Origin of the sequence: Elioraea sp. Yellowstone, assembly GCF_006704265.1 — a bacterium.
Lineage (GTDB): Bacteria > Pseudomonadota > Alphaproteobacteria > Acetobacterales > Acetobacteraceae > Elioraea.
Map to the genome: position 1 here is coordinate 23459 of NZ_VIKA01000034.1, position 6408 is coordinate 29866.

Consider the following 6408-nt stretch of genomic DNA (forward strand, 5'->3'; position numbering starts at 1 on the left):
GGGACCATGCGAGCGCCTGCCCCGACGCGCTGACGTGACCGCGCGGCGAGGAGCGGCTATAGTTTCGGCGATGGACCGCATGCACCGCAGACGATGGCCCTGCTGAGTCAGGAGAACCGGCTGCTCAGGATCGCGACGCCGCTCGGTGCGGACGCGCTGATCCTGCAGGGCCTCTCCGGCGAGGAGGGGATCGGCCGGCTGTTCCGTTTTCGGCTCGATCTGGTGTCGAGCGAGGGCGCGATCGCCGCCAACGACATCCTCGGCAAGCAGGTGACCTGCAAGATCGCGCTGAAGGACAAGCCGCCGCGCTACATCAACGGCTACGTCGTGCGCTTCGGCCCGGGCGAGGCCAAGACGCGCGACTACACGCACTACGTGGCCGAGATCGTGCCGTGGTTCTGGTTCCTCTCCCACACCACCGACTGCCGGGTATGGCAGAACAGGACCAGCAAGCAGATCCTCGAGACGCTGTTCGGCGATGCCGGCTTCACCGACTTCGACTTCGCCCTGCAGCGCGAACCGCCGCAGCGCGAGTTCGTCATCCAGTACAACGAATCGGACTACGACTTCGCCTGCCGCCTGATGGAGGAGGACGGGCTGTTCTGGTACTTCACCCATGCCGAGGACGGCCACACGCTGGTCATCGGCGACAGCAATTCCGCCTTTCCGGAGGCGGAAGGGGCGAAGCTCGTCTCGGCGCTGGCCCATGACGGGGTGGACACGCATGGCGGCACCACGGTCGAGGAGGTCTGGGTGCCGGGCAAGGTCGCGACCGCGGAGTACGAGTTCCGCGCGTCGCAGAACGTCCTGACGGCCGAGGCGAACTCCGTGCTCGGCCGGCCGCTCGCCGACAAGTTCGAGGTGTTCGTCTGGCCGGGCCGGTTCGCCACCACCGCGCGCGGTTCCAGCGCGGCCGCCGCGACCGATGGCGATCCGGTGAAGCAGCGCATGATCGAGGCGATCGAGGCGCAGTCCACGCGCGTCTCCTTCTCCTCGGGCGCGGCTTGGCTGGCTCCGGGCCACCGCGTCACGATCGGCTCCTATGCCGACGATGCCGCGGCCGACCGCAAGCTGGTGGTCGAGAGCCAGGCCCACCAGGCGGTGGACGAGAGCCACCTGAATGCCCGCGCGGTTCCCTCCTACTCCTGTTCGGTGATGGCCTTCCCGGCGGACCTGACCTATCGGCCGGCGCTGCGCTCGAAGCCGCCGGCGATGCCCGGGCTGATGTCGGCCGTGGTGGTGGGGCCCGAGGGCGAGGAGATCCATGTCGACGAGTTCGGCCGGGTGAAGGTGCAGTTCCACTGGGACAGGCTGGGCGGGAAGAACGAGAACTCGTCCTGCTGGTGCCGGCTCTCGCAGGCCTGGGCCGGCGAGGGCTGGGGGATGTTCCACTTCCCGCGCGTCGGCACCGAGGTTCTGGTCGGCTTCCTCGACGGCGACCCCGACCATCCCGTGGTGATCGGGGCGCTGCACAACGGCCAGAAGACCGTGCCGATCTCCTTGCCCGGCGAGAAGACCAAGACCGGCATCATCACCCGCTCCTCGACCGGCGGCGCCACCTCCGACTTCAACGCGCTCTGGTTCGACGACAAGGCCGGGTCGGAGAAGGTCTACTTCCAGGCGCAGAAGGACTACGAGCGGCTCGTCAAGAACAACGAGACCGTGCACGTGAAGGCCGACCGCAGCTTCAAGGTCGACGGCAAGCAGGACCACGTCACCAAGGGCAATTACGACTTCAAGGTCACCCAGGGCAACCACACGGTGACGATCGACCAGGGCAACCGCACGGTCCAGGTCAAGATGGGCAACTACGACACCAAGGTGGACATGGGGAACATGACCACCAAGGTCGCGATGGGCAACTACGACCTGAAGACCTCGCTCGGCAAGACCACCGTCGAGGCGATGCAGGAGATCACTCTGAAGGTTGGCGGTTCGAGCGTGAAGATCGACCAGACGGGTGTCACGATCAAAGGCATGATGGTGAAGATCGAGGGCACCGTCATGCTCGAGGCGAAGGGCCTCATGACCAAGCTTGGCGGTGACGCCATGCTGATGGTCAAGGGCGGCATCGTGATGATCAACTGAAAGGGAGGCGATGACCACCAAGGAGACCGCCTCGCCGCAGCGTCCGCCGGTGAAGCTCTCGGCGGCGGAGCTGAAGACCGTGCTCGAGCGTGCGGAACTGACCCCCGATGCGGCGAAGATCGCCGCCGGCTGCGCGGACGTGCCCGCGGCGGTGGTCGCGCTGGCGGAGGCGGGGATGGTGAACGACGCCGCCCGGCTGGTCGCACATGCCCTGCCCAAGCGCGAGGCGGTGTGGTGGGCCTGCATGTGTGCGCGCGCGACCGAGACCGCACCGCCGCCGGCGGATGCCGAGGCGCTCGTCGCCGCCGAGGCCTGGGTGCGCAAGCCCGAGGAGGCGAACCGGCGCCAGGCCATGGCCAAGGCCGAGGCGGCCGGGTTCCGCACCCCGGAGTCCTGGGCCGCGATCGGCGCGTTCTGGTCGGGCGGCTCGATGGCGCCCCCGGGTCAACCGGTCGTGCCGCCGGGCGACCACCTGACCGGGCTCGCGGTCGCCGGCGCGGTCGCGCTCGCGGCGGTGCGCAAGCATCCCGAACGGGCCGAGGCGACGCTGCGCGCCTTCCTCGCCAGCGCCTTCGACATCGCCGCAGGCGGTGCGGGGCGGATCGCGCCGATCTTCTGAGCCGGGCGCCATGCTTCCCGCCGCCAGGGTCAGCGACATGCATGTCTGCCCGATGGTCACGGGCGTGGTGCCCCATGTCGGCGGGCCGATCCTGCCGCCCGGCGCGCCGACCGTGCTGATCATGAACCTGCCGGCGGCGCGCGCCACCGACCTGTGCGCCTGCGTCGGCCCGCCGGACGTGATCGCCATGGGCAGTGCCACGGTGCTGATCATGAGCCTGCCGGCGGCCCGGCTGACCAGCCAGTGCGCCCATGGCGGGCTGATCGTCGGGCCCGGCGCGCCGACCGTGCTGATCGGCGGGTGAGCTCACCGATGGACCTCGTGCTCTCGATCGTGCGCTGCCCCGATGCGGCGGTGCCGGAGACCCGCAGCTTCGGCGGCGGCGAGGTGGTGCTCGGCCGCGGCGAGGACTGCACCTGGAAACTGGTGGATCCCGACCAGCACCTGTCGCGGCGCCATTGCGCCGTGTCGTTCCACGGCGGCGCCTGGCATGTGACCGACCTCTCCACCAACGGTACCTTCGTCAATCGGGCCGCTGCCCCGATCGGCAAGGGCAACGAGGTGGCGCTGAACGACGGCGACCGGCTGACCCTCGGCGAGTACGAGATCGAGGTGCGCATCGCCGCGCCGGCCCGCGGGGCGATGTTCCCGCCCCAGGCCGCCCCCGCCGACGATCCGTTCGCCGCCTTCACGACCGAACCCCCGGCCGGGCCCGGACCGGTGCCGCTCGGTGGGCCGCTGATCCCGGACGACTTCAGCCTGGAGCCGGAACCGCCGCAGGAGGATCCCTGGCATGGCGGCAGCCGGCCCGATCACATGCCGGCGGGCTCGGACTACTTCGCGCCCCCCAAGGTGACGCCGGCGCCCCTCCCGGACGACTGGGATCTCGGCCCGCTGCCATCCACGCCGACCGCGGCGCCGGGCGGCAAGATCCCCGACGAGTGGGATCTCGACGCCCCGCCGCCGCCTCCGGCCCAGCCGCCGGCCGAGCCGCCGCGCGAGGCGGCACCGCTCCCGCCGCCCGCCCCTGTTGCCTCGCCCGTCCGTGCCGCCGGGCCGACACCGCCCGCCGCAGCCGGCGATGCGGCGCTGCTCGAGGCCTTCCTCGAGGGCATGGGGCTGGCCGGGATCGAGCCCGGCGGGCCCGATCCGGCGACGCTGATGAAGGGGCTCGGCGCTGCCTTCCGCGCCTTCGTCGAGGGGCTGCGCGAGGTCCTGATCACGCGCGCGACCATCAAGAGCGAGTTCCGGATCGAGCAGACCATCATCGCCGCGCGCGGCAACAACCCGCTGAAGTTCAGCCCCACGGCCGAGGACGCTCTGGTGGCGATGCTCGGCCGCAGCCGTGCCTTCATGGCGCCGGACGCGGCCGTGAAGGATGCGCTCGACGACATCAAGCGGCACGAGCTCGCCACCATGGAGGCGATGCAGGCGGCGGTGCGCGCGCTGCTCGCCCGGCTCGACCCGGCGGCGATCCGCAGCGAGGCCGAACAGGGCGGCGGGCTCTCGCTGCTGCCGGCGCAGAAGCGCGCGCGCGCCTTCGAGATCTTCGAGCAGCGCTTCGCCGCCGCCCTCGCCGATCTCGACGACAGTTCCGACGGCGTCTTCGCGCGCGCCTTCGCCAAGGCCTACGAGGCCGCCTCGGGCAAGCGCTAGGGGAGGAGACAGGGTGACAGCACGCCGCGAAGCCGCGCCGGGACGGCGCCTCGTTCTCGCCTCGCTCGGCGCCGCGCTGGTCGCGGCGGCCGGCCAGCCGCCGCCGCCGGTGGTGGACCTGACGGTGCAGATCGGGCCCAACGTCAATCCGGGCGTGGACGGCCGGCCGCTGCCCGTGGCGGTGAAGCTCTACCTGCTGACGGCGGCGGGCAGGTTCCAGGCGGCGGACGTGTTCGCACTGATCGAGCGCGAGGCGGCAACCCTGGGCGCGGAGCTGATCGCCTCCGAGCAGATCGTCTTCGAGCCGGGCCAGACGCGCCAGATCACGCGCGAGGCGGACGGCCGCACGCGTTTCCTCGGTGCCGCGGTGCTGTTCCGCGACATCGACCGGGCGCAGTGGAAGTCGATCGCCCCGGTGGCCTCAACCGGCGTGACGAGGCTGCGCCTGACCGCCGATCGGCTGGAGAGCGCGCTTAACCCGGCATAGGGAACCGATGTAGCCTGCGCCTGCGCAGGTGGAAGGGACGGAATGTTCTGGCAGAACAAGGTGGTCTGGCGCGAAGGCATGTTCCTGCGCGCGCAGCACTTCCAGCAGCAGGACCGCTTCGTCGAGGCGCTGGTGCGCGCGGCGACCGCCTCGCTGGTGCCCTTCCCCTGGGGGATCGCGACGCTCGCCATCGACCGCGACCTGCTCGGCACCGGCCGCTTCGCGCTCGCCGCCGCCTCGGGCGTGCTGGAGGACGGCACGCCCTTCGCCATCCCCGACGAGGCCGACCATCCGCCGCCGCTGGAGCCGGGCGAGACCGTGCGCAACTGCCTCGTCTATCTCGCCGCGCCGACGCGCCAGGCCGGCGCGATCGAGATCGCCGCGGACGGTCCCGAGGCGAAGGCCACCCGCTTCGCCCCCGCCTCCTACGAGGCCTTCGACACCCATTCGGCCTCGGCCTCCGCGGCCGAGCTCCAGGTCGGGCGGCTCAGGCTGAGCTACCTTCTGGAGACGCAGGACCGCGGCGGCTTCGTCGGCCTGCCGGTGGCGCGCATCCTCGAGGTGCTGCCCGACCGCAAGATCGTGCTCGACGAGCGCTGGATCCCGCCGGCGCTGGTGTGCAGCGCCGCACCGGCGCTGATGGGCTTCATCAACGAGCTCACCGGCATGCTGCGCCAGCGCGCCGAGGCGATCGCGGCACGGCTCGGCCAGCCCGGGGCGCGCGGGGTTGCCGAGATCACCGACTTCCTGCTGCTGCAGACGATCAACCGGGTCGAGCCGCTGCTCGCGCACTGGTCGGCCGCAGGTGCGGTACACCCCGAGACGCTCTACCGCACGCTCGTCTCGCTTGCCGGCGAACTCGCGACCTTCACCGAGGCCTCCCGCCGCCCGCACGCCTATCCGGCCTACCGGCACGAGGACCTCCAGCGCAGCTTCGCCCCCGTGATCGCCGATCTGCGCAAGAGCCTCTCGGCGGTGGTGGAGACCACCGCGGTGGCGATCCCCCTGCAGGAGCGGCGCTTCGGCGTGCGGGTCGGGCCGATCGTTGATCGGAATATTCTCAAGGCGTCGCAGTTCGTGCTTTCGGTGCAGGCCGACATGCCGACCGAGCAGCTCCGCCGCGTCTTCCCCAACACGGTGAAGATCGGCGCGGTCGAGCAGATCCGCGAGCTCGTCAATGTCGCCCTGCCCGGCATCGCCGTGCGTGCGCTGCCCGTCGCGCCGCGGCAGATCCCGTTCTACGCCGGCGCGGTCTATTTCGAGCTCGATCGCGGCAGCCCGCACTGGCAGCAGATGCAGACCTCGGGCGGCTTCGCGATCCACGTCTCGGGCGACTATCCCAACCTGAAGCTCGAGCTCTGGGCGATCCGGGGCTGAGGAGCGCCAGATGGCACAGGACAACCCCTTCGCCGAACCAGGCGACGACGACCGGACGGTGATCCGCCCCGCGCCCGGCGGGCGCGCCCCCGTCGAGCAGCGCCAGGCGGCCGCCCACGGGCTCTGGCTGCCCCAGGGCGTGTTCAGCACGACGTCGTCCAGCGTGGCGCAGAGCACGTAG

Annotated in this window: 7 protein-coding genes; all 7 read left to right on the forward strand. The window is 71.2% G+C overall.

The genetic code is table 11. The features are described from left to right. Positions 1–93: 93 nt before the first annotated feature. From FK498_RS07340 to FK498_RS19905, 7 genes are read left to right on the forward strand one after another with little or no spacing between them, the layout of a single operon-like run. Positions 94–2088 (forward strand): type VI secretion system Vgr family protein, encoded by a 1995-nt coding sequence (locus FK498_RS07340; protein WP_141853086.1) that lies wholly within the window; start codon positions 94–96, stop codon positions 2086–2088. 10 nt (positions 2089–2098) lie between these two features. Next, complete coding sequence (locus tag FK498_RS07345) at positions 2099–2707, forward strand: DUF6931 family protein (RefSeq protein WP_141853088.1); 609 nt, start codon at positions 2099–2101, stop codon at positions 2705–2707. 10 nt (positions 2708–2717) lie between these two features. After that, the gene (locus FK498_RS07350; RefSeq protein WP_141853090.1) at positions 2718–3011 is read left to right on the forward strand and encodes a PAAR domain-containing protein; all 294 of its coding nucleotides are present in this window, start codon (positions 2718–2720) and stop codon (positions 3009–3011) included. An 8-nt stretch (positions 3012–3019) separates the two neighbouring features. Then, positions 3020–4363 (forward strand): type VI secretion system-associated FHA domain protein TagH, encoded by a 1344-nt coding sequence (tagH, locus tag FK498_RS07355; RefSeq protein ID WP_141853092.1) that lies wholly within the window; start codon positions 3020–3022, stop codon positions 4361–4363. A gap of 13 nt (positions 4364–4376) precedes the next feature. Continuing rightward, complete coding sequence (gene tssJ / locus FK498_RS19235) at positions 4377–4850, forward strand: type VI secretion system lipoprotein TssJ (protein WP_161988343.1); 474 nt, start codon at positions 4377–4379, stop codon at positions 4848–4850. Between the two features lie 42 nt (positions 4851–4892). Beyond that, positions 4893–6227 (forward strand): type VI secretion system baseplate subunit TssK, encoded by a 1335-nt coding sequence (gene tssK / locus FK498_RS07365; protein ID WP_141853096.1) that lies wholly within the window; start codon positions 4893–4895, stop codon positions 6225–6227. 10 nt (positions 6228–6237) lie between these two features. Beyond that, entirely contained in the window at positions 6238–6408 is a 171-nt protein-coding gene (locus tag FK498_RS19905) for a hypothetical protein (RefSeq protein ID WP_237560869.1), read from the forward strand.